Here is a 21,197-nt window from a genome sequence, read left to right as displayed (position 1 = left end):
CGCCGTCACAGTTGATACTCCAGCATCACCCGCAAGGTGGCGCTACCGGGCGTCACCGTCACCCGGTGCCGCACGCTGTCGGCATCGGCGTAATCGTGCCACTCGGTCGAGGTTTGCCGCAGCAGATTGCTGCCTGCGATGCGCAGCTGGCTCTTCGCGTTGATTTTCCATAGCGCGTACACATCGAGTTCCCGCTTCGGACTGCTGCCCAACCGGACCTGCCGCGCCTGCCGCACCGGGCCGCCGGCCTGGTAATTCAAGTTGCCGCCGACCGTCAGCGCCGAGCCATCCGGGCGGTAGTCCGCGCCCAGATTGGCGGTGAACGGCGTCTGGCTCTCGAGCCGGTTGTCCGGTCCCGGCACATTGTCGACATGCGACCAGTTGCGTGCCAGGTTGGCGCGCAGGTCGATCGCCGGGGCGCCACGCAGCAAACGGCGCAGCGGCAGTTTGGCTTCCAGCTCCACGCCGCGCACACTGGCGTTACCGTTGTTGAACGGCGCCTCGATCCATACGCCATCCTGCTCGAACAGACGCGTGATCGTCACGTCTCGGATCCGCCGCAGATAGGCGCTGACGCTGACCAGCGCAGCGTCGCCCAGGTAGTGTTCATAGGCCGCGTCCACGCCCCACGCCAGTTCCGGACGCAGATTCGGATTACCCTGTTCATCGGGATTGGTAGGGTTATTGTTGTTGTCGATAGTGTAGCGGCGCGGTACCAGCTTGGCCAGCGGCGGCGCCTTGTAGGTGCGGCTGACGGCCAGCCGCAGCACGTCCTTGTTCGGCAGCGCATAGCGGGTTTGCAGCGACGGACTCCAGACCGCCGAGCGCGAGTCCAGCGCGTCGGGCGCGTTGGCCGCGTCGGCCCGGCTCGCGGTCTCGAGCCGCTCGTGGCGCAATCCCAGATACAGCGAATAGTTCTTGGTCGCTTCCCATTCGTCCTGCACGAAGAAGGCCACGCGGTTGACGTTGGCGCGGTAGTCGGCGTTACTGGCGCCGGTCTGTGCGCCGTCGGCATCGAACGTTGTTTCGTTACGGTCCTCGCTGCGCACGGCGCGGCTGACATCCCAGCCCAGCGCCAGCGCGTGGCGTTCGCCGACCGGGTGGCGATAAGTGCCGCTGGCCGTCACGCCGGTCTCCGACGGACCGGAATCGACCAGGTGCCGTGCTTTGGCATGTCCGTCGATGTCCATGCCGTGGAAATCGAAACTGCCGCTGCGCCGGTTGCTGTTCACGCCGATTTTCGTCTCCAGTTTGTCGCCATTGGAGATCTGGTGCGTCCACGTGACGTCGCTGCGCAGCATGACGAAGTCCGCGACGAAGTCGGCGTAGTTGCGCGGATACTCGCTGTTATCGCCGACGAGTGCCGTCTCGTCGGCGCGGTTTCGATTGTCGACCCGGCGCAGATTGGCGAAGCTTTGCCAGCTCACCGTGTCGCCACCGTCCAGCTTCCAGTTCAGGCGCGGCGTCAGCGTCAGCGAGTCGGTGCGTCCGGAATCGTTTTGCGGCGTGCGGCGCAGCAGTAGCACGGCGCCATTCGGGTCGCGCTGCTCCTCCCAGTCGGTAAAGGGCTTGTCGGTGTGCTTGCGCTGCACCGTCGCGGCCAGACTGTACGAGTAGCCTCCGCTTTGATCGGAAAGCTGGGCCGTCAGTGTTGGCGTGGTATGGCCGGCCTGGCGGGCGGCGCTGGCGCTGAGCGAACGCTGGCCGCGCTTGACCGCCTTTTTCAGGATGACGTTGATGGCGCCGGCCACCGCCTGATTGCTGAATTCCGCCGTCGCGCTGCGCATGATTTCTATCCGTTCGATCATCTCCGGCGCGATGGTGTCGAGCGAGAAGCCGGCCGCCACCGGCTCGCCGTTCAGCATGATCTGGGTGTAGCCGTTGCCCAGGCCGCGCATGCTGATGGCGCCGCCCTGGCCGGGCGTGCCGGAGATGCTGATGCCCGGCAGGCGCTTGAGCACATCGGACAGCGACTGGTCGCCCTGGCGCACCAGTTCCTCATGCTGGATGACGATGGCGGTGGTGGTTTCGCGCTGGCGCTGGTCGGCGCGGGCAGCGGTGACCTGCACTTGCAGCGTCGCGGGCAGGTCTGCGGCGCTGGCGCCGGCGGCGGAGATCAGCAGCAGGCCGCCGGCGATTCGGTGTAATGACATATCGGTTCCTTGAGGGTTGGCGCCAAATTTTGGGCGGCAGTTCGCCTTGCCGCAGCCTTGAAGGGCTGCGGCGTACCGGCAATGGATGATTGAAAAGGGGAGTGGCGGCGCTTAGTAGCCTTGTTGCTGGCGACGGACCTTGAGTGCGCGCCTGGTGGCGTGGGCATCCAGATCGGCAAGCACGTTTGCCGGATCGATCGTCCGGCCATCCTGACGCACTTCGAAATGCAGGTGCGGCCCGGTTGCGAAGCCGGTTTCTCCGACCGCGCCGATCACTTGTCCCGCGGCGACGCGATCGCCGGCCCTGACAGCGACGCTGTTCAAATGCGCATACAGCGTTTGCCGCGCGCCGGTGTCGATGATGACCGAGGTGCCGTAGCGGCCATTGTTTTCGGCCAACGCGCCGACGGCGGTCACCGTGCCGGCGGCGGCCGCGTGTATCGGCGTGCCTTTGGGCGCCGCAAGGTCGATGCCCTGGTGCGGCCTGTCCGAGACGTCGCGCCGCACGCCGAAGAAGCCGGACACGCGCATTCTATCGAGTGGATCGCGCCACATAATGGCGGCCGGCTGCGCGGAACCGACAACCGCCGGTGCGGCCGTGGCCTGGCGCTCGCTATTGAACGCCAGCGCCGGCTGCAGCAAGGCGCCCGTCGCCAGCACCGCCGCCATCAGTGCCGCGACGGTCCATGCGGCCACGGTGTTCAACGCCGGAAGCGAGGTTTTTTGCATATGCAGGATGCGCGCGGCGACGGTGTCGCCATGAATGCCGCCGAACGCCAGGCCGCCGCTCGGGAGCATCGTCGCCTGCGTCTTCCACTGTTGCAGCAGCGCGGCGGCGTAGCGCTTGCGCTGTTGCTGCGGACGGCCGGCCAGCACGCGTTGGTCGCACGCCAGTTCCAGCGCCCATGTCATCCTGGCGGCCAGCCAGCGCAGCGCGGGATTGAACCAGAATAGCGTTTGCAGCGCGGTCGACACGCACAGCCAGAACGGATCGCGCGCACGCCGGTGCTGCAGCTCGTGCGCGACGATCATCTGCTGCTGGTCGGCGCTGAACTCCCGCAGGTGGCGTGGCAACAGCAGCACCGGCCGGCGTAAGCCGATCAGCATGGGCGAGATTGCCGCCTCGGTTTCCATCACCGTCAGGCGCGAGCGCCCGATCTCCGACAATTGATCTTCGCTGAACGCGCCGTGCGCCAGCAACTCGCGCGGCGACAGCAAGCGCGCCGCCGCCAGCAACCGCCGCCACAGCACGTGTGCGCGCAGCAGTCGGGCCAGCGCGCCAGCCAGGCCGGCGGCGTACAACGCGGCCCACAACACAGGCAGTGCCACCGTCAGCGCGGAGGGCATTGTCATGGGCGGCGACGGGTGGTCGGCCGCGCCTGTCGCATCGTGCGGCGCGATGCCGGCATCGCCAGAGTGCTCCGCGTCGGCATGCGCGTCGCCGTCGCCGCCAACCTCCAGCGCCAGGCTGCGAATCGCCGACGACTCCCGGGCGCCGAGCGTGACGGCCGGCGCCACGCTGATTTGCCCGCCACGCGGCAGGAAGGGCAGCAGCGCCGCCAGGGCGACGACAATTTGCGCGGCCAGCCATACCGCGCGGCGGCCCGCGAGCGCCGGCCAAACGCGCAGCGCGGCGGTCAGCACCAAGTACATCGCCAGCCCGGCCAGCGCGCAGCTGACGCCGGCCAGCAGCCATTTGAACAGCATCACGTAGACGGCCATCATGGCTTGGACGCTTCGTCGTCGGGCCAATCGTGCAGCATCTGTTCCAATCGCGCCAGTTCCTGCTGATCGACCAGTTTGCTGCCGGTGAACATGGCGATCGGCAGTGGAGCGTCCATTTCCATTACGCGGCGGCCGAAGTCGTGCGCGAACGCCGCCAGCGTGCCGACTTTCTCCAGTTGCGCGCTGTAGACGTTGATGCCGTGGACGATTTGCACGCCGACCATGCGCTTTTCCAGCATGCGGTCCAGCGTTTTGCGGGTGGACGAGAACGACCACGCCAGTTCGTCGGCGGCGGCGTCGTGGATTTCGCGGGCACTGAGCGGCTGCTGCTTCCAGAGCGTTTTCAGCAGCGTCAGCTCGCTGACGGAGGGAATAGGGGTGTTGGCGGACATGGCGGGACCTTTATGCGACTATTGGGATGATTATGCGACACATGTCGCAAACGAGTCAATCGCCAAATGCATGAATTTGTAACATTGCTTTGAATTAATTCCTCATATGCTACGATTGAGTTTTTGATAACTGCAAATAAAGTGTGGTCGCCGCAGGTCGGACCGAAAGTAGCGCCGCGCGGACACATGGTTAAGCGCTGGTGAATGCGATCACGGCGGGCGTCGATGCGCTATACAATGCACCTGCCACAGCGATCCCTGCCGTGGCCACACCTGCATTGGAAGCACATATGTATTACGGAGAGCGCTTCAACAGCATCACGCACGTGATCGGCGCGGTGCTGGCCGCCATTGGCGGCACGCTGCTGATCGTGCTGGCGGCGCGCAGCGGCGACATCTGGAAGGTGGTCAGCTTCAGCGTCTACGCGGCCACCTTGCTCGGACTGTACCTGACCTCGACCCTGTATCACAGCACGCGCGGCCGCGCCAAGGACGTGCTGCGGCGGATGGACCATTGCGCCATCTACCTGCTCATCGCCGGCAGCTACACGCCGTTCACGCTGGTGAGCCTGCGCGGACCGTGGGGCTGGTGGTTGTTCGGCGTGGTGTGGAGCCTGGCCATCGTCGGCATCCTGCAGGAGATCTGGTATGCCAAAGGCGCGCGCGTGCTATCGCTGGTGATCTACGTCGCCATGGGATGGGTCGGCGTGATCGGCGCCAGTCCGCTGATCGACGCGCTGGGCTGGAACGGCTTCATGTGGCTGGCCGCCGGCGGCGTGGTGTACACGGTGGGCATCGCCTTCTTCGTCACCGACCACAAATGGCGCTACGGTCACGGCGTCTGGCATTTGTTTGTACTGGGCGGCAGCGCATGCCATTTCGGCGCGGTGCTGCTGTATGTGGCATAACTTTGGCGTAACGATTTTTTGAGCTGACAACGTGGATATCAATTCCGACGATCTGAAAACTTTTATCACCGTGATCGACAGCGGCACGCTCAGCGCGGCATCGGTCCACCTGGGCCAGACGACGTCCGGCGTGAGCCGCGCGCTGTCGCGGCTCGAGGACAAGCTGGCCACCTCGCTGCTGACGCGCACCACGCGCCGCATGGAGCTGACCGAGGAGGGCCACCTGTTCCTCGAACGCGCGCGGGCGATCATGGGCGCGATGGAGGAAGCCGAAGAGAGCATCCGCATCCGCCGCCAGAAGCCGGCCGGGCGCTTGTGCGTGGACGCGGCCTCGCCGTTCATGCTGCATTGCGTGGTGCCGCACATGGCCGAATTTCGCGCGCTGTACCCGGACATCAAGCTTGAATTGAGCAGCAACGACCAGATCGCCGATTTGATCGAGCACCGCACCGACGTCGCCATCCGCATCGGCGCGCTGACCGATTCGACCTTGCACGCGCGCGCCCTCAGTTCCAGTCCGCTCTACGTGCTGGCAAGTCCCGACTATCTGGCGCGGCACGGCACGCCGCAAACGCCGGAGGACCTGGCGGCCCACTCGCTGATCGGCTTCGCGCAGTACGAGCAAGGCAACAGCTGGCCGCTGCGGCACGCCACCGGCAACAGCCTGCAGATCACGCCGTCGATCTCCGCCTCCAGCGGCGAGACCTTGCGCCAGCTGGCGCTGGCCGGGCAGGGGATCGTTTGCCTGGCGGACTTCATGACGCACGCCGATCTCGACGCCGGCCGCCTGGTCAAGGTGCTCGAGAACAGCTACACCGGCTACCGGCAGCAGATCCACGCGGTTTATTACCGCAACACGCAGCTGGCTCAGCGCATCAGCTGCTTCCTGGAGTTCCTGCAACGTAAGCTGTAAGCCGAACCGGCAGGAAAGTCATGAAGCTTGCCAGTGTGTGGCGGCGTACAGATATTGATAGCATAGCTATATAAACTGGATTTGCGTGCTTGGAGCGCATCGTCAGATGAAAGCTCAGCAGCAGGTAAGCCGGTAGCCTCAAGTACCGGCACCAACAACAGGGTTGCTGACTGGGAGAACATCATGTCGCAGACTACGCATCCATCCAAGCATCTGGTCAGGGCCTACCTCGAGCGCCGCACGCGCGACATCAAGCCGCCACCGAAGCCCGAGGAAATCCGTCGCCAGCTGGGCTGGGGCATGTTGATGTTCGAGCCCAAGGTCAGCAACGGCGGCCGCTCGTGACTTCCGGCCGGTGCCCCGGCCTTTCGTCATTCACCTGCTGTTTTCCGCTATTCGCCGAATAGCGGTTTCCGCGCCTCCCGTTCCCCGGTATTGTTCTATCCATACCTACAAGGGGAACGCATATGAACGCAGAAATAGCTTACCAATGGCGCAAACAACTGGTCTGGGGGTTGCTGATGATCGCCGTCGGCTGTGCCTTCCTGCTGGAACGCGCCGGCTACATTGACTTCGACGTCGACATCATCCGCCTGTGGCGCTACTGGCCATGGCTGCTCGTCCTGACCGGCATCATCCAGATCATTCCGCCCACCACGCCGCAGTATCTGCTCAGCGGCCTGGCCAACATCTTCTTTGCCGGCTGGTGGTACGTCTCCTTCAACCGCATCTGGGGCTGGGGCTTCGGCGACACGTGGCCGGCGCTGATTGTCGCCGCCGGCGTGGGCCTGCTGCTGCGGCCACTGCTCGATAATATCTTCGCCGCCGCCAGGGAGCAAAAATGAGCTCCTTCTCCAGAACCGATCCAAAATCGCAGATGGCCATCGGTGTCGCGGTCATCGTCATCGGCCTGCTGTTCCTGGTCGATAACCTGGGCTGGATCGACCTCGATTTCCGGCGCCACCTGCTGCCGCTCGCACTGGTTTTCTTCGGCACGCTCAAGTTGATGCAAACCCGCACCTCGTCGGGCCGGTTGATCGGCGCGGGCCTGATCGCCGCCGGCGGCCTGATATTCCTGCGCCGCCTCGGCATCTTCGATATCCACTGGCAGTCGTTATGGCCGGTCCTGCTGATCGTCTTCGGCATCGCGGTGGTGTACAAATCGACCGCCGGCCGCGCCGCCTTCAAGCAGGCAAGCTCCAAGCTCGACAACGAGTTCGAACAGATGGACGTCGACATTGTCTCGTTCATGGGCGCCTTCAAGCGCCGCATCATCACCGCAGATTTTCGCGGAGGCGAAATCACCGCGGTGATGGGCGGCTGCGATCTCGATCTGCGTCAAAGCTCGATCAACGGCGAGGCGGTGCTCAACGTGTTCTCGCTGTTCGGCGGCGTCATCATCAAGGTGCCGGTCGACTGGACCGTGGTTTTGCAGGGCACGCCGATCATGGGCGGCTTCGAGGAGAAGACCGTGCCGCCGGCCGCGCCCGGCAAGGTACTGTACGTGCGCGGCTACGCCATTATGGGTGGGCTGGAAGTCCGTAACTAAGAATGCGGGAGACCTCTTCCGACCGGCGTGGCGCCGGCATCTACCTGGTCGCGTGGCTGTTCATCGGCGTCGCGCTGGGCGCGGTGATCGCGCTCTCCAGCGATACGCCGATGGCCAACGCCATGCTGTTCGCCATTCCGATCAACCTGGTGTACGCTTTCGCGGCCGGCTACTCGGCCTATTACATGTGTCGCGCCTATCCGCTGGGCAGCCGTGCGCCGCTGGCGATCGCGCTGGCGCTGATGGCGGCGGCGCTGGTGTGCGGGATACTGTGGCTGCTGCTGGGGCATGTGTGGAACGGCGTGACCATGCTGCTTGGCGTCGGGTGGGCGGGCATCGACATCACCCGGCAGCTGTCGGCGCTGATCGTCGGCTTGGGCGTCCTGTTGTACGGCTTCGCGGCGGCGCTGCATTACATGGTGATCGAATTCGTGCGCGCCAAACACGCCGAGCAGCGCGAGCTCGAATCGCTGCTGATGGCGCAGGAAGCCGAGCTGCGCATGCTGCGCACGCAGATCGATCCGCACTTCCTGTTTAACAGCCTTAATTCGATCAGCGCGCTGACCTCGCAGGACCCGAAGGCGGCGCGCCTCATGACGCTTGAACTGGCGAGTTTCTTCCGTCAGAGCCTGGGCATGGAGTCACACAAGAAGGTCACGCTGGGCGAGGAGATGGTGCTGATACGGCACTTCCTCGGGATCGAGCAGGTGCGCTTCGGCCAGCGGCTGCGGGTGGAGGAGGCGCTGGACGAAGCCGCACTGGCATGCCTGGTGCCGCCGATGATCATCCAGCCGCTGGTGGAGAACGCCGTCAAGCACGGCATCTGCAATCTGCCGGAAGGCGGCACCGTCAGGGTCGGCGCGCGGCGCGCCGGATCGATGCTGTACATCCGCGTCGACAATCCGGTCGACGCCGATATGCCGCCTGCGGCGCCGGGCCAGGGCAACGGCATCGGCCTGACCAATGTGCGCCAGCGCCTGGCCGGCGCCTACAAACACGAAGCCAGCATCCACTGGGGCTTCAACGAGAACGGCTTCGGCGTCGAGATCGCGATGCCGGCGCAAACGACCGAGGGTGAAGAATAATGGCGGAGATCAGAGCATGCGTATCGTAATCGTCGACGACGAAATGCTGGCGCGAGCGGTGGTGCGCGAGTACCTGTCCGAACACGCGGACGTGGAGATCGTGGCCGAATGCGCCAACGGCTTCGAGGCGGTCAAGGCGATCACCGAGTTGTCGCCAGACGTGGTGATACTCGATATCCAGATGCCCAAGCTGGACGGCTTCGAAGTGGCCGAACTGGCTGGCGCCAAAACGCGCTACATCTTCGCCACCGCCTTCGACCAGTATGCGATCAAGGCGTTCGAGTTCCATGCGCTCGACTACCTGCTCAAGCCTTTCAGCCAGCAGCGCTTCGACCAGGCGCTGGCGCATGCGCGCGCGAATCTGGGTGCCGGTGCGGCCGCCGCCGATCCCGGGGTGGAGAACATGGTGCGCGAGGCGGCCGGCCGCAACAAGCCGTTGGGCCGGGTGCTGATACGCGACGGCGCCAAGGTGCACGTTATCGGCAGCGACAAGATCGACTACATCGAAGCGCAGGACGACTACGTGCAGATACGGGCGGAGGGAAAGTCTTACTTGAAGAACCAGCGCCTGACGGAACTCGAGGGGCAGCTCGACGGCGAACAATTCCTGCGTATCCACCGCTCATACATCGTCAACATCGCGCGGGTCGAGCGCATCGAGCAGGCCACCAAGGACAGCCACGTGGCGATCCTGCGCGACGGCGTCAAGCTGCCCGTCAGCCGCAGCGGCTATCAAAAAATCAGGGATGCGATCCAGTAGGCTGGACGACGTGGTTAAAACGGCTTGCTCTGTTTGCGCGCTGCGATGCCCAGCATGCTCAGGCCGAGCATGACGGTCAGCACCGCCGAGGGCTCCGGCACCGACGACACCGGCAGCACCAGCAGCGTGTCCGTCCGATTGGCGATCTCGGTGGTGGCGCTGTAATCATATTTCGACAAATAGGCTTGGGGATCGATGCTGGCATTCCAGACCGGAGCGGGGCCGGACGCGACCTCATCGTTGGTAACGATGATCACGGCGGCAAATGATGGCGAGCTGATCAGCAGCAGCAGCGCGCATAGCATGACGCAAATTGTCTTCGGCATTGGCATATACCTGTTGTCAGTTATAAACAGGAGCCTTGTGAGCTCGGACAGTCATCATACTATGGAATAATTATCATTATTTTATTTAATTTTCCCATTGTGACAACGTCGTCAATAGTGTGCGGCTATGGTGTTGAGCTAGCGGATTCAATCCGCCACCATGCCGGCATCAGTTGCTGGATCTCGGGCCGGCCGAAGCGATCGTCGATCAGGTAGACGGTGCCTTGGTCGGACTGGGTGCGGATCACCCGGCCGGCCGCCTGCACCACCTTTTGCAGTCCGGGATAGGTGTATGTATAGTCATAGCCGGCGCCAAAGATGGCGTCCATGCGTGAGCGGATTTGCTCGTTGACGGGATTGATCTGCGGCAGCCCCAGGGTGGCGACAAAGGCGCCGATCAGGCGCGCGCCGGGCAGGTCGACGCCTTCGCCGAAGGAGCCGCCCAGCACCGCGAAGCCGATACCTTCGCTGTCCAGCGTGAAGCGGGCCAGGAACTGCGCGCGCTCGGCTTCGTCCATGCGGCGCGACTGGCGCCACACCGGCACGTCCGGATAGGCTTCCGCGAACTGGTTGGCCGCCTTCTCCATGTAATCGAAGCTGCTGAAAAAGGCCAGGTAATTGCCCGGCTGTCGCTGGTACTGGCGCCCCATCAAGGCGGCGATGGGCCGCAGCGATTGCTGGCGATGCTGGTAGCGCGTCGAGATGTGCGCAGCCACCTGCACCGACAGCTGCTCGGCGACGAACGGCGATTCGACATCGACCCAGGCCGTGGTGTCTGGCATGCCGAGCATGTCGCCGAAGTAGTTCCAGGGACTGAGCGTGGCCGAAAACAGCGCCGTGGTGTGCGTGCTCTCGAAGCGCGGCTTGAGGAACGGCGCCGGCACGATGTTGCGGATGCAAAGCACCGAGTTCGAATGGCTGGCGCGGGCGCCTTCGCTTTTCTCGATGTCGAACAGCGCGTGGTCGCCGAAGCTCTCGGCCAGCCGCGCGAACAGCAGGGCGCCGAAGTAGAACTCCTGCAGGTCGGCGTCGACATAGCTCGGATGGTCGGCCATGTAGTCGGAGATCGCGGTGGACGCCGTCTGCAGCGCGCCCATGAACTTCTCCGGCAGGGTGGCGTAGCACTGGTATTCGGCCGTCTGATCCTTCTCCAGCTGATTCCACTGGCGGTGCACGCGGTCCAGCGGCTTTTTCAATTCCTCCGGCACCACCTTGCGCAGCATGCGCAGGCTGGCGTGCTCCATCTCGGCCGAGTACATCTTGCGCGCGCGGGAAACCATGTTGTGGGCCTCGTCCACCAGCACGTTGACCTTCCAGTCGTTGAGCTGCGTGAGGCTGTGCAGCATGGCGCTGATGTCGAAGTAGTAGTTGTAGTCGCCGATGACGATGTCGCACCAGCGCGCCATTTCGCTGCTCAGATAATACGGGCAGACATCGTGCGCCAGCGCGACCGCGCGCAGCGTCTCGCGGTCAAGCGCGAGGAACGACGGCTGCGCGGGGTTGGCGCCGCCGGGTGGCGGCGGCAGCATGATGTCGAGCGCCGACTGGCGCGCGGCCGGCAGCCGGTCGTAGAAGCCCTTGGCCAGCGGGCACGATTCGCCGTGGCAGGCCTTGTCCGGATTGACGCAGGCGGTGGACTTGGCCGCCAGCTCCAAGGTGCGCAAAGGCAGCAGCGGCGCGCCTTCGCGGATGATGTCGACGGCGTCCAGCGCCATCTGCCGGCCGGAGGTTTTCGCGGCCAGGAAAAACACCTTGTCGACGCCATGTTCGGCGCTCGCCTTCAGCATCGGGAACAGGCTGCCCACGGTTTTGCCGATGCCGGTGGGCGCCTGCGCCAGCAGGCACACGCCACGGTTGCTGGCCTTGTACATCGCCTCGGCCAATTGCCGCTGGCCGGGACGGAAATCGGCGTGCGGAAAACGCATGGCCTTGAGCTGCGTGTCACGCGCTTCGCGGTGCGCCATCTCTTTTTCCGCCCATTGCAGGAACAGGCCGCACTGCTGGTCGAAATACGCGCGCAGGCCGAGCGCCGTGTGCTCCTCGTGCAGCATGGTTTCTTTCTGGCTGCCGATGTCGAAGTACACCAGCGCCAGATGCACCTTGTCCAGGCCTTGCTCCTTGCACAGCAGATGGCCGTAGATTTTCACCTGCGCCCAATGGAGCTGGCGCTGGTTGTCGGGCATCTTCTTCAAGTCGCCGCGATAGGTCTTGATTTCCTCGATGCGGTTGGCGCGGCGGTCGTAACCGTCGGCGCGGCCGCGCACATGCAGCGGGCCGAAGTCGCCGGACAGCGGGATCTCGGTTTCGTAGTCCTCGTCGCGGCGCGAGGTCACCAGTGCGTGGCCGGCGATGCCTTCTTGCGCGGTCGGTGAGGGCGTGAAGCGCAGATCCAGGTCGCCGGTCTTGGCGGTGAACTCGCACAACGCGCGCACGGCGACGGTGTAAGTGGCCGCGCCCGCGCTCATGCCGCCCATTGCAGATAGCAGACCGAGATCGGCATCTGGTGCGTGGCGCAGTATTCGATCCAGCGCAGCTGGTTGTCCTGCAGCCGGTCGCCGGGACCCTTGACCTCGATCATGTTGTAGCGCCGCTCGGCGGGCCAGAACTGGATCAGGTCCGGGAAGCCGCTGCGGTTGGCCTTGATGTCGAGCAGGATGCGTTCGAAAGCGCGCTTCAGGTGCAGCGGCGGAATGCAGTCGAGCGCCAGCCCGATCAGGTCTTCGTCGAGCGCCTCCCAGTACAGGAAGGGCGACTGGATGCCGGTCTTGGCCGCATAGTTGGACAGGATGGTGGCGCGATACTGGTCGCCGTCGAGCTGCGCCAGGCAATCGGCGAATTGCTGCGCGCGGCGGCGCTGGAAATCGGCGCTGTGCAGGTCGGCCGGGCCGCGATGGTAGGGATGGAAGAAGGCGCCCGGTATCGGGTGGAACACCGCCTCCCAGCACAGCAGGCCGAACAGGGAATTGATCAGCGAATTTTCAACGTAATACACCGGCGCGTCCTCGCGCGTCAGGTGGTCGCGCACGACAAACTCGACGTAGCTCGGTTCCTGCGGCGGCGGCAGGCTCAGATCGATGCGCAGCGCTTGCGCCAGCGGCGTGCGCGCCGGCTTGGCGTGGCCCAGCTTGCGCGCCAGGCGCGGCGCCATGCGCAGCAGCTGCTGGCGCTCGGCCTCGCTCTCGGGCTGCTGCAACGCGATTTGCAGCAGGTCGAAGGCCTCGCGCGGCTGCTCGTCCTTTTCCAGCACGCGGATGGCGCGCGCGCGGGCGCCGGGATAGTGGCAGCTTGCATACAGCGCGTGCGCGGCCTTCCAGTCGGCCAGTTTTTCCACATGCTGGGCGATGGTGAAGGTCAGCTTGTCGCGGCGGCTGCGCAGCCATTCGTTATCGTCCGAGCGCGGCGGCAGATCGCGGATCACGTCGGCCGGGTCTTCGCCGTCGACAAAGCGCTCGTGGCACTGGTGCAGCATCAGGAAATCGTCGATGTCGCGGCGGCTGCGGAAGCCGCGCGCGGCCGGCGAAAACGCCACCTTTTCGTATTGATAGATGCCCAGGTCGGACAACACGAACTCGGTCCAGTCCTGATGATAGTTGCCGAAGAAGATAAGGCGCAGGCGGTCGCACAGTTGCTGCGTCAGATGACTGTAGACGTGGTCGCCGGAATTCTCATACCAGTTGGAAAAGCGATGCTGGCCGTCGTACTGTTCGCGCAGCGCCTCGAGCTGCTCGCTCTTGCGCAACTGCCGCACGTGCGGGGTCAGCTGGAAGATCTTGCCGATTTCCGGCTTTTGCAGCAGATCGAACAGTTGCTCCAGATGCAGCAGCGGATCTTCCTCGATCAGGCCCAGCGCCGCCAGTGGACGGGCGGCCTCATGGGCGCTGCCGATTTCGGCGTAAGCCAGCTTGCTGGCTCTAAACAGCGTTCCCTTGCGCATGACCATGCGTACCAGCAGCGCGCGCGACGCTTGCGGCAGCGTGGGGAAGGCCGTGATGAAATCGCGTTCCTCTGTGGTCAGCAGATCGTCGTAACGGTCGCCGATCCACGTCAGCACCTGATGGAAGTTATCCAGGTAATAAAACGCGTTGTCGAGAACTTTGATCATTGCAGGGGAAGCGGAAGCGAGGAGAGCGATAAACTGTATTTATATACAGTGTATCGCTTTCAGCACTGCTTGCCCAGCAAAATCAACACCTGCCGGGGAGGATCGGATCAGGCTTGCTTGGAGGCGGGGGTGTTTTTCTCCACCATTTCGCTGGCTTTGGCGATCTGCGCCTCCACCGATTGCACCGCCTGCTTTGTGGCTTTGGTGACTTGCTCGTAGCCGTTGAAGGCGTTGTCGATAGCGGTTTTGACGATTTGCACCGCGTTTTCCGAGCCCGGACGGACGTTTTTGGTGACGTCGTAGATCAGCGCGCTCAGATTGCTCTTGGCCTCGGCCACGTGGGCGTCGGCGGCGCGGGTGAACTCTTCGCGGATCTCGGCAATGATCACGCCCAGCTGCTGGTTGTAGGCGTTGGCGCCGGCAACCCCGGGCTGCAGTTTGGTGGCTGCCAGGGTCATCGCCGCTTTCGGGTCGGCCGCCTGGCTCATTTCCTTGCCGGTGGCCAGTCCGTCCTCGATCTGCGACTTGGCGGTGGCCATGTTCAGCGCGACCACCTGCTCGACGCCTTGCACCGCCTTGCTGGTCAGCGCGTTAAATGTTTCAAGTTGGAATTCAAACAGGGCTTTTGTGGCGTTGGCAAATTGCTCGGGATTCGTAAACATACAGTCTCCTCATTATGATGATGGTATGTAATGCCCCGGGGTTCTCCCGTGTTGTTGTGGGTCCATTATTTAGCAAGAACTAACTTTTCGCAACGGCTATCTTTGAACGGTCCCGCAGCCTTCTCCCAGCCGGCGCCCAGTGGCGTTTGCGAACACGCCAGTTTGCCGTCGACTTTGCTGCGGTATTGCCACCAGGGCGCCGGCCCCGCGCTGAGCTGGGCGCTGCACAGCGACAGTGTCAGCAGTGTGAGCACGGCTGCGGCCCGCGTATTGATATTGATCATGCTTCGAGCGTACAGCAAATCGGCGCCGGAGGCGATGCGTGTCGGGATGACATCATTGCTTGCGGCCTCACAGCGGCGCCACCTTGGGCAGCCGCAAGGTGAAGCGCGCGCCTTCGCCTTCGGTGCTGCTGACCTCGATGCGTCCGCCCAGCACGCCGGTGACGATGTTGTGGGTAATGTACAGGCCCAGCCCTGAGCCGCCGGCGCCGAGCCGGGTGGTGAAGAAGGGATCGTAGATGCGCGGCAGGTTGGCGGCCGGAATGCCGGCACCGTTGTCGCCGACTTCGATGACGACCTCGCCGTTGCCGCCGTCGCGGGCCGACAGCGTGATCGTGCCCGCGCGGTGGCCGTCGAAGCCGTGCAGGATGCTGTTTTCGATCAGGTTGTGCAGCGCCTGGCTGAGCGGTCCAGGATAGCTGTCCATTTCCAGCATGTGGTCGACGTCTTCCTCGAGCCTCAGGCCGTGCTGGCGCAGGCCGGCCTCGAGCGGTTGCAGCAGTTGCGCGATCGGGTCGCCCAGCGCAAAGCGGGCGCGCTGCGAACTGGCGCTGTCGACGGCGATGTGCTTGAAGCTGGCCACCAGCGACGCCGCGCGGCTCAGGTTGCGCACCACCACCTCGTCCGCGCTGGCGGCTTCCTTCAGATAGCTCTCCAGCACCGAGCGGCGCAGGCCGCTGTCGAGGTCGCGCCGCAATTCGGCCGTGCGCTCGCTCATGCTGCTGGCCATCACCAGACTGTTGCCGATCGGCGTGTTGAGCTCGTGCGCGACGCCGGCCACCAGCGCGCCCAGCGCGGCCAACTTGTCGCGCCGGACCAGCTCCTCCTGCGTCAGGCTGAGGTTGTCGAGCGCGGTACTCAGTTCTTCGTTGATGTGCTCGGCTTCGTCCTTGGCCTGCAGCAGCTCGGCCGTGCGCGCCGCCACCAGTTCCTCCAGATGTTCGCGATGGCGCCGCAGCTCTTCCTCGCGGCGGGTGCGCACGATGGCGATGCCGGCAATGTAGGTGGCCGCGCCGATCAGGCTCAGGTCCTCGGCGCTGGGCGTGCGCACTTCGCGGTAGTACATCGCAAACGAACCGAGCACGGTGTCCTTGTCGAGCATGATCGGCATCGACCAGCACGCGCGCAAGCCGTATTGCGCGGCCACCGACTTGTAATCGGCCCACAGCGGATCGTTCATGATGTCGGCCACCACCACCGTTTGCTTGCGGTGGATGGCGGTGCCGCAGGAGCCGGCCACCGGACCGGTCGCGAGGCCTTCGAGGGCGGCAAGATAATCCGGCGGCATGCTCGGGCCCGCGCCGACCTGGACCGTGACGCCGTCCGGCGCCAGCAGCATCGCGGTGCACATCACGTCCTCGGACTGCGATTCGATCACCAGCATCAGGCGGTTGAGGATATCGCGCAGCGGCGCGGCCCGGGCGATCATCTCCAGCAAGCGGTTCTTGCCGTCGCGCAGCGCCTCGGCCAGCTTGCTGCGCGTGACATCGACCACGCGCACATGCATCAGCCGGTGCGGCCCGGAGTGGAGCGGCACCATGCGCAGCTCGCAACACACCGCGCGCCCGGAACTGTGTCGCATGGTCAGCTCGAACACCTGCACGCCGCCGGCCATGACCTGCTCGACGTGCTCGGCGAACACCTGGGGCGAGGCGCGCCCGTCCGGCTGCGCGGGCGGACACAGCGACGGAAAATGCGTTTGCACCAGCTCAGTCGCGGTCAGCCCGAACAGCTCGCGGGTGCGACGGTTGACGTCCAGGATGCGGTGACTGCCGCGTTGCAGCAGCAAAATGGCGTCAGGCGAGCCGGACAGCATGGCGTGATAGTTGACCTCCAGCGTGGACATGGCCGGCAGTTCGGCTTCGATGGGCGCCGGCGAGACGGCGCCCAGGCGCAGCAGGATTTTTTCAGCCAGGTCGTCGGCGTTGAAGCTGAGCGGCAGATAGGCTTCGGCGCCCACCGCGCCCGCGCGCGCGCGTTCGTCCTCGCTGGGCGAACCCGACAAAATGAAGATGGGTAAATCCGGTCCGCCCGCATGGCGCAGGCGCTGGCACAATTCCAGGCCGGCGCTGCCGGCCAGCGCCGCGTCCAGCACGGCCAGGGCGACGCCACCGGCCTCGGCTATGCGCAACGCCTCGTCGCCGCGGCCGACGGCGCGCACGTCGTAGCCATACCTGCCCAGCGTCTTGCCCATCGTGACGTGATCGTACGCCGCGCTGGTGGCGATCAGTATCGTGTGCGGCTGATCGGGTGAGAACGGCGGCATCATGGCAAAGGGTCCGGTTCAGCAAGGCGGAGGTGAAAACTAGTGTATTACAAGATGGGTTGGACCTGCCAGTCGTTTATGCCGCCACTGTCTCGGCCGCCTCCTGCGCCTGTCGAATTTGTGGAAAGTTATCCTCGATCCAGTCGACCAGCGCCTCCAGCCGCTCGGCCGCCTCGCGCCCCATCGGCGTCAGGCTGTACTCCACGTGCGGCGGCATCACCTGTTGCGCCACGCGCAGCACCAGGCCGTCGTAGGCCAGGCCGTCTAGCGTTTGCGCCAACATTTTCTCGCTGACGCCGCCGATCGCGCGCCGCAACTGGCTGAAGCGGTGGGTGCCATCGAGCAGCACGACAAGCACCAGCACGCCCCAGCGGCTGGTGATATGGGCCAGTACCGCGCGCGACGGGCAGTCGGCGGCAAGCACCTGGGCGCGGCGCTCATCGCTGAGGGCGGCAAGACTGTTGCGCAGGGATTTGCTGGTTTTCGGCTCGGGCATGGCGGTTTCCGTTCTGGATGAGGGCACTTACTAAATTGTACGTACTTACAATTCGAAAGTATAGGCTTTATGATGAACCCGACCGCACGGAACGTCCCCTGCGGCACTCAATTCAAAGGAAAAATGATGATTATTGTTACTGGTGCAACCGGCCAACTGGGCCGCCTGGTAATCGCCAGCCTGCTGAAGACCACCCCCGCCGCACACATCGTTGCCGCCGTGCGCGACGTGGCCAAGGCTGCCGACCTGGCCGCCCAGGGCGTGCAGGTCCGTCGCGCGGACTATGACGACGCCGCGTCGCTCGACAGCGCTTTCGCGGGCGCCACCAAGTTGCTGCTGATCTCGTCGAACGAGTTGGGCCGCCGGGTGCCGCAGCACCGCGCCGTGATCGACGCCGCGGTGCGCGCCGGGGTCGGGCTGTTCGTCTACACCAGCGTCTTGCGCGCCGACAGCAGCCAACTCTCGCTCGCTCCCGAACACCGCGAAACGGAAGCGCTGATCCGCGCCTCCGGCCTGAACTACAGCCTGCTGCGCAATGGCTGGTACATTGAAAACTATACCGCCGGACTGGGTGGCGCGCTGGCGCATGGCGCGTTGGCCGGCGCGGCGGGGGAAGGGCGCATCGCCGCCGCCGCCCGTGCGGACTACGCCGACGCGGCGGCAGCAGTTCTGTCGAGCGCGGGCCCGGTCGAGCAAGTGTACGAGCTGGCGGGCGACACCGCGTTCACGTTGGCCGAACTGGCAGCGGAATTGTCGCGCCAGTCCGGCAAGCAGGTGCCATTCCATAACTTGCCGGAGCAGGAGTATCGCGGGATGTTGATGGGGGTGGGCCTGCCGGCGCCGCTGGCCGAGCTGATCTCCGATTCCGACGCGGCCGCCGCCAAGGGCGCGCTGGACGATAGCGGCCATGCGTTGAGCAAGCTGATCGGCCATCCGACGATCACGCTGGCCGACGCCGTCAAGGCGGCGCTGTAGATCTAGCATTCAGGAATGAAAAAAAGCCGCCTCGGCATTTAACGCGATCTTGAGCGCGTTAAGGCTGAGGCGACTTTCTTTGCGTATCCGGTAGAGTGGTGCCCACGGAGGGACTCGAACCCCCACACCTTGCGGCACATGGACCTGAACCATGCGCGTCTACCAATTCCGCCACGTGGGCACTGAACTGCTTGCTGCTTCTTACTTTCCGCTGCGTGTTCTGCAACAGAGGCCCGAATCTTAAAGGAGGGCTGCCACCTCGTCAATAGCAATTTGGTGCTTGGGCGAAATTATTCAAATCCCAAGGTTGCCAGTGCGATCTTGTAAGCGCGTCGGTCACCGCAAAATGAAAAAAGCCTCCGATCGGCCTTGTGGCTGATGGAGGCTTTTTTGCGGAATTTTGTGGTGCCCACGGAGGGACTCGAACCCCCACACCTTGCGGCACATGGACCTGAACCATGCGCGTCTACCAATTCCGCCACGTGGGCACTGTACTACGTTGTTGCTTCGCTGCTGCGTGTTCTGCAACAGAGGCCAGAATCATAAGTGAGCCGCCCATCGCAGTCAAGAGAGAAACGATTTTTATGCGAAAGAATTTTTTGCGCCACGCCGGGCGCGGCAATCGCGGTTTCGCGCTTGCTTGTTGCGGCGCACTTTCGTAAGCTCCACTTTGCTTGCTGGGCAGCCAGTCATACGGAGACTTTCGATGCAGATGTTGGACAACTGGTTTAACAGCCAGGGATTTATGCCGCACGGCCATTGCTTTTTGTGGATACCGTCCATCCTGTGGACCAGCGTCATTGCCGACGCGCTGATCGCGCTGGCCTACCTGACCATTCCCGTCACGTTGATTTACTTCATACGCCGCCGCCGCGACATGCCGTTCAACTGGATGTTCGTCGCGTTCGGTGTGTTCATCCTCGCCTGCGGCAGCACGCACCTGGCCGAGATCTGGGTGGTCTGGCGTCCCGACTACGTGCCGCTGGTCATCCTCAAGGCGATCACTGCCGTCGCGTCGGTGGTGACGGCGATCGCGCTGGTGCGGCTGGTGCCGGTGGCGTTGCGGATACCGAGTCCCGCGCAGCTGGCCGCCGTCAACGCCGAACTGCTGCAAGCCAATCAGGACCTGCGCGCAGCGATGGAGCGCGCCGAAGTGGCCAATCGCGCCAAGAGCGCCTTCCTGGCCGCGATGAGCCACGAGCTGCGCACGCCGCTTAACGCCATCCTCGGCTACACGCAAATTCTGAAGCGCGACAAGCAGCTGTCGGCGTCGCAGCAAGCCGGACTCGGCACGATTCATCAGGGCGGCCATCATTTGCTGGCGCTGATTAACGACGTGCTGGATCTGTCGCGCGTGGAGGCGGGCAAGATGGAATTCCATCCGAAGCCGGTGCGGCTGGGCGAATTGCTGACGGTGGTGGCCGACATCATGCGCGTGCGGGCCGAGCAGCGGCATTTGCATTTTGAGCTGGAACTCGTCGGCGGGTTGCCGCTGGCGATCAGCGTAGACGAGACACGGCTGCGGCAGGTGCTGTTGAACCTGCTTGGCAACGCCGTCAAATTCACCGATAGCGGCGCGGTCCGCCTGCGCGTATCGCCGGCGCCGACGTCCGCATCCGCGTCCGGCCCGGTGGCCACGGCCCAGCTGCGCTTCGAAGTGTTCGACGACGGCGTGGGCATCGACGCGTCGCAACTGGATATTATTTTCGATCCGTTCGAACAAGTCGGCGACACGGCGCGTCGCGCCGGCGGCACCGGCCTGGGCTTGGCGATCAGCCGCCAACTGGTCCGTCAGATGGGTGGCGATGTGAAAGTGGAGAGCACGCCGGGACGGGGCAGTCGCTTCTGGTTCGACGTGCCGATGCCGGTGGTCGACGCGCCCGGCGTCGCCAACGGTGGCGATGACAGCCCCAGCGGCTATCTCGGGCCGCGCAAAAGCTTGCTGGTGGTGGACGATGTCGCGACCAACCGCGCCTTGCTGCGCGATTTGCTGGGCGCGCTGGGCTTCCGGATGCTGGAGGCCGACAACGGCGCCGCCGCGTTGCTGCTGGTGAATATCGATCCGCCGGACATGGTGTTGATGGATATGGTGATGCCGGACATGGACGGCATCGATACGACCCGAAGGCTGCGCGCCGAGCCGCGCACCGCCAACACGCCGGTGCTGATCATTTCGGCCAGCTCGACGCCGGAGGAGGGGCAGCGCGCGATCGCGGCCGGCGCCAACGCCTTCCTCGGCAAGCCGGTCGACGAGCATGCGCTGCTCGGCGAGATCGGCAAACGCCTCAATTTGCAGTGGATAAGATAATCGCGGATGATGGCGCAATGAAAAAAGCCTCCAGTGCGCCGTGAGGCTAACTGGAGGCTTTTTTGCGGAATTTGTGGTGCCCACGGAGGGACTCGAACCCCCACACCTTGCGGCACATGGACCTGAACCATGCGCGTCTACCAATTCCGCCACGTGGGCACTGATACTGCTGAACAACACTGCAATTATAGCGACAGGGTGAGTTTCGCGCCAGATGAACTTTCGTTCCATACTGCGCATCAACCCAGTCTAGCAGTTTCTCGTTTAAACTATGTCTTTCAACATTGTCGCTGCGA

General features: G+C 64.2%; 19 protein-coding genes and 3 tRNA genes. 9 read left to right on the top strand and 13 right to left on the bottom strand.

What is annotated here, in order from left to right:
• Positions 1-5: 5 nt before the first annotated feature.
• From ACZ0BA_RS12570 to ACZ0BA_RS12560, 3 genes are all read right to left on the bottom strand, one after another.
• Positions 6-2,153, bottom strand: coding sequence for a TonB-dependent receptor plug domain-containing protein (locus ACZ0BA_RS12570; RefSeq protein WP_463451607.1), 2,148 nt, complete (start codon positions 2,151-2,153; stop codon positions 6-8).
• 111 nt (positions 2,154-2,264) lie between these two features.
• Positions 2,265-3,878, bottom strand: a complete 1,614-nt coding sequence (locus tag ACZ0BA_RS12565) for a peptidoglycan DD-metalloendopeptidase family protein (RefSeq protein ID WP_463451606.1) — start codon at positions 3,876-3,878, stop codon at positions 2,265-2,267.
• On the bottom strand, positions 3,875-4,270 hold the full coding sequence (locus ACZ0BA_RS12560; RefSeq protein WP_463451605.1) for a BlaI/MecI/CopY family transcriptional regulator: 396 nt from the start codon (positions 4,268-4,270) through the stop codon (positions 3,875-3,877). Before ACZ0BA_RS12560 ends, ACZ0BA_RS12565 begins: the two co-directional genes overlap by 4 nt.
• A 290-nt stretch (positions 4,271-4,560) precedes the next feature.
• On the opposite strand from ACZ0BA_RS12560, the gene trhA reads away from it, so the two are divergent.
• From trhA to ACZ0BA_RS12525, 7 genes are all read left to right on the top strand, one after another.
• Positions 4,561-5,178: a PAQR family membrane homeostasis protein TrhA gene (gene trhA, locus ACZ0BA_RS12555; RefSeq protein WP_463451604.1), complete on the top strand. Its 618-nt coding sequence runs from the start codon at positions 4,561-4,563 to the stop codon at positions 5,176-5,178.
• A 31-nt stretch (positions 5,179-5,209) separates the two neighbouring features.
• Positions 5,210-6,091, top strand: coding sequence for a LysR substrate-binding domain-containing protein (locus tag ACZ0BA_RS12550; protein WP_463451603.1), 882 nt, complete (start codon positions 5,210-5,212; stop codon positions 6,089-6,091).
• Between the two features lie 183 nt (positions 6,092-6,274).
• Positions 6,275-6,436 (top strand): hypothetical protein, encoded by a 162-nt coding sequence (locus ACZ0BA_RS12545; protein ID WP_463451602.1) that lies wholly within the window; start codon positions 6,275-6,277, stop codon positions 6,434-6,436.
• 122 nt (positions 6,437-6,558) lie between these two features.
• The gene (locus ACZ0BA_RS12540; RefSeq protein ID WP_463451601.1) at positions 6,559-6,936 is read left to right on the top strand and encodes a LiaI-LiaF-like domain-containing protein; all 378 of its coding nucleotides are present in this window, start codon (positions 6,559-6,561) and stop codon (positions 6,934-6,936) included.
• Positions 6,933-7,640: a LiaI-LiaF-like domain-containing protein gene (locus ACZ0BA_RS12535; RefSeq protein ID WP_463451600.1), complete on the top strand. Its 708-nt coding sequence runs from the start codon at positions 6,933-6,935 to the stop codon at positions 7,638-7,640. Before ACZ0BA_RS12540 ends, ACZ0BA_RS12535 begins: the two co-directional genes overlap by 4 nt.
• Before the next feature lie 2 nt (positions 7,641-7,642).
• Positions 7,643-8,725 (top strand): sensor histidine kinase, encoded by a 1,083-nt coding sequence (locus tag ACZ0BA_RS12530; RefSeq protein WP_463451599.1) that lies wholly within the window; start codon positions 7,643-7,645, stop codon positions 8,723-8,725.
• 16 nt (positions 8,726-8,741) lie between these two features.
• Complete coding sequence (locus tag ACZ0BA_RS12525; protein WP_463451598.1) at positions 8,742-9,485, top strand: LytR/AlgR family response regulator transcription factor; 744 nt, start codon at positions 8,742-8,744, stop codon at positions 9,483-9,485.
• A 14-nt stretch (positions 9,486-9,499) separates the two neighbouring features.
• Here the strand turns inward: ACZ0BA_RS12525 and ACZ0BA_RS12520 are convergent, their stop codons facing one another.
• The 7 genes from ACZ0BA_RS12520 to ACZ0BA_RS12490 form a co-directional block, all read right to left on the bottom strand.
• Positions 9,500-9,811, bottom strand: coding sequence for a PEP-CTERM sorting domain-containing protein (locus ACZ0BA_RS12520; protein WP_463451597.1), 312 nt, complete (start codon positions 9,809-9,811; stop codon positions 9,500-9,502).
• A gap of 125 nt (positions 9,812-9,936) precedes the next feature.
• Positions 9,937-12,285 (bottom strand): ATP-dependent DNA helicase, encoded by a 2,349-nt coding sequence (locus ACZ0BA_RS12515; RefSeq protein ID WP_463451596.1) that lies wholly within the window; start codon positions 12,283-12,285, stop codon positions 9,937-9,939.
• Complete coding sequence (locus ACZ0BA_RS12510; protein WP_463451595.1) at positions 12,273-13,913, bottom strand: VRR-NUC domain-containing protein; 1,641 nt, start codon at positions 13,911-13,913, stop codon at positions 12,273-12,275. The genes ACZ0BA_RS12515 and ACZ0BA_RS12510 overlap by 13 nt, the downstream gene beginning before the upstream one ends.
• 107 nt (positions 13,914-14,020) lie before the next feature.
• Complete coding sequence (locus ACZ0BA_RS12505; RefSeq protein ID WP_463451594.1) at positions 14,021-14,575, bottom strand: phasin family protein; 555 nt, start codon at positions 14,573-14,575, stop codon at positions 14,021-14,023.
• A 65-nt stretch (positions 14,576-14,640) separates the two neighbouring features.
• Positions 14,641-14,859: a hypothetical protein gene (locus tag ACZ0BA_RS12500; RefSeq protein ID WP_463451593.1), complete on the bottom strand. Its 219-nt coding sequence runs from the start codon at positions 14,857-14,859 to the stop codon at positions 14,641-14,643.
• Positions 14,860-14,926: 67 nt separating this feature from the next.
• Positions 14,927-17,125 (bottom strand): ATP-binding protein, encoded by a 2,199-nt coding sequence (locus ACZ0BA_RS12495; protein ID WP_463451592.1) that lies wholly within the window; start codon positions 17,123-17,125, stop codon positions 14,927-14,929.
• A gap of 73 nt (positions 17,126-17,198) precedes the next feature.
• Positions 17,199-17,618, bottom strand: a complete 420-nt coding sequence (locus ACZ0BA_RS12490) for a winged helix-turn-helix transcriptional regulator (RefSeq protein WP_463451591.1) — start codon at positions 17,616-17,618, stop codon at positions 17,199-17,201.
• Positions 17,619-17,744: 126 nt separating this feature from the next.
• Between ACZ0BA_RS12490 and ACZ0BA_RS12485 the strand changes: the two genes are divergently transcribed.
• Complete coding sequence (locus ACZ0BA_RS12485; protein WP_463451590.1) at positions 17,745-18,593, top strand: SDR family oxidoreductase; 849 nt, start codon at positions 17,745-17,747, stop codon at positions 18,591-18,593.
• A gap of 96 nt (positions 18,594-18,689) precedes the next feature.
• Here ACZ0BA_RS12485 and ACZ0BA_RS12480 read toward each other — a convergent pair.
• Positions 18,690-18,774 (bottom strand) — tRNA-Leu (locus ACZ0BA_RS12480).
• Positions 18,775-18,996: 222 nt separating this feature from the next.
• Positions 18,997-19,081, bottom strand: a tRNA-Leu gene (locus tag ACZ0BA_RS12475).
• Positions 19,082-19,299: 218 nt separating this feature from the next.
• Between ACZ0BA_RS12475 and ACZ0BA_RS12470 the strand changes: the two genes are divergently transcribed.
• A complete protein-coding gene (locus ACZ0BA_RS12470) occupies positions 19,300-20,901 on the top strand; it encodes an ATP-binding protein (protein WP_463451589.1) in 1,602 nt (533 codons plus the stop codon).
• Positions 20,902-20,975: 74 nt separating this feature from the next.
• Here the strand turns inward: ACZ0BA_RS12470 and ACZ0BA_RS12465 are convergent.
• Positions 20,976-21,060 (bottom strand) — tRNA-Leu (locus ACZ0BA_RS12465).
• Positions 21,061-21,197: the final 137 nt, after the last annotated feature.

This window comes from Duganella sp. AC917 (assembly GCF_979258245.1).
The sequence above is the reverse complement of the archived record's forward strand: the minus strand, read 5'-3'. Positions and strand labels throughout refer to the sequence as shown.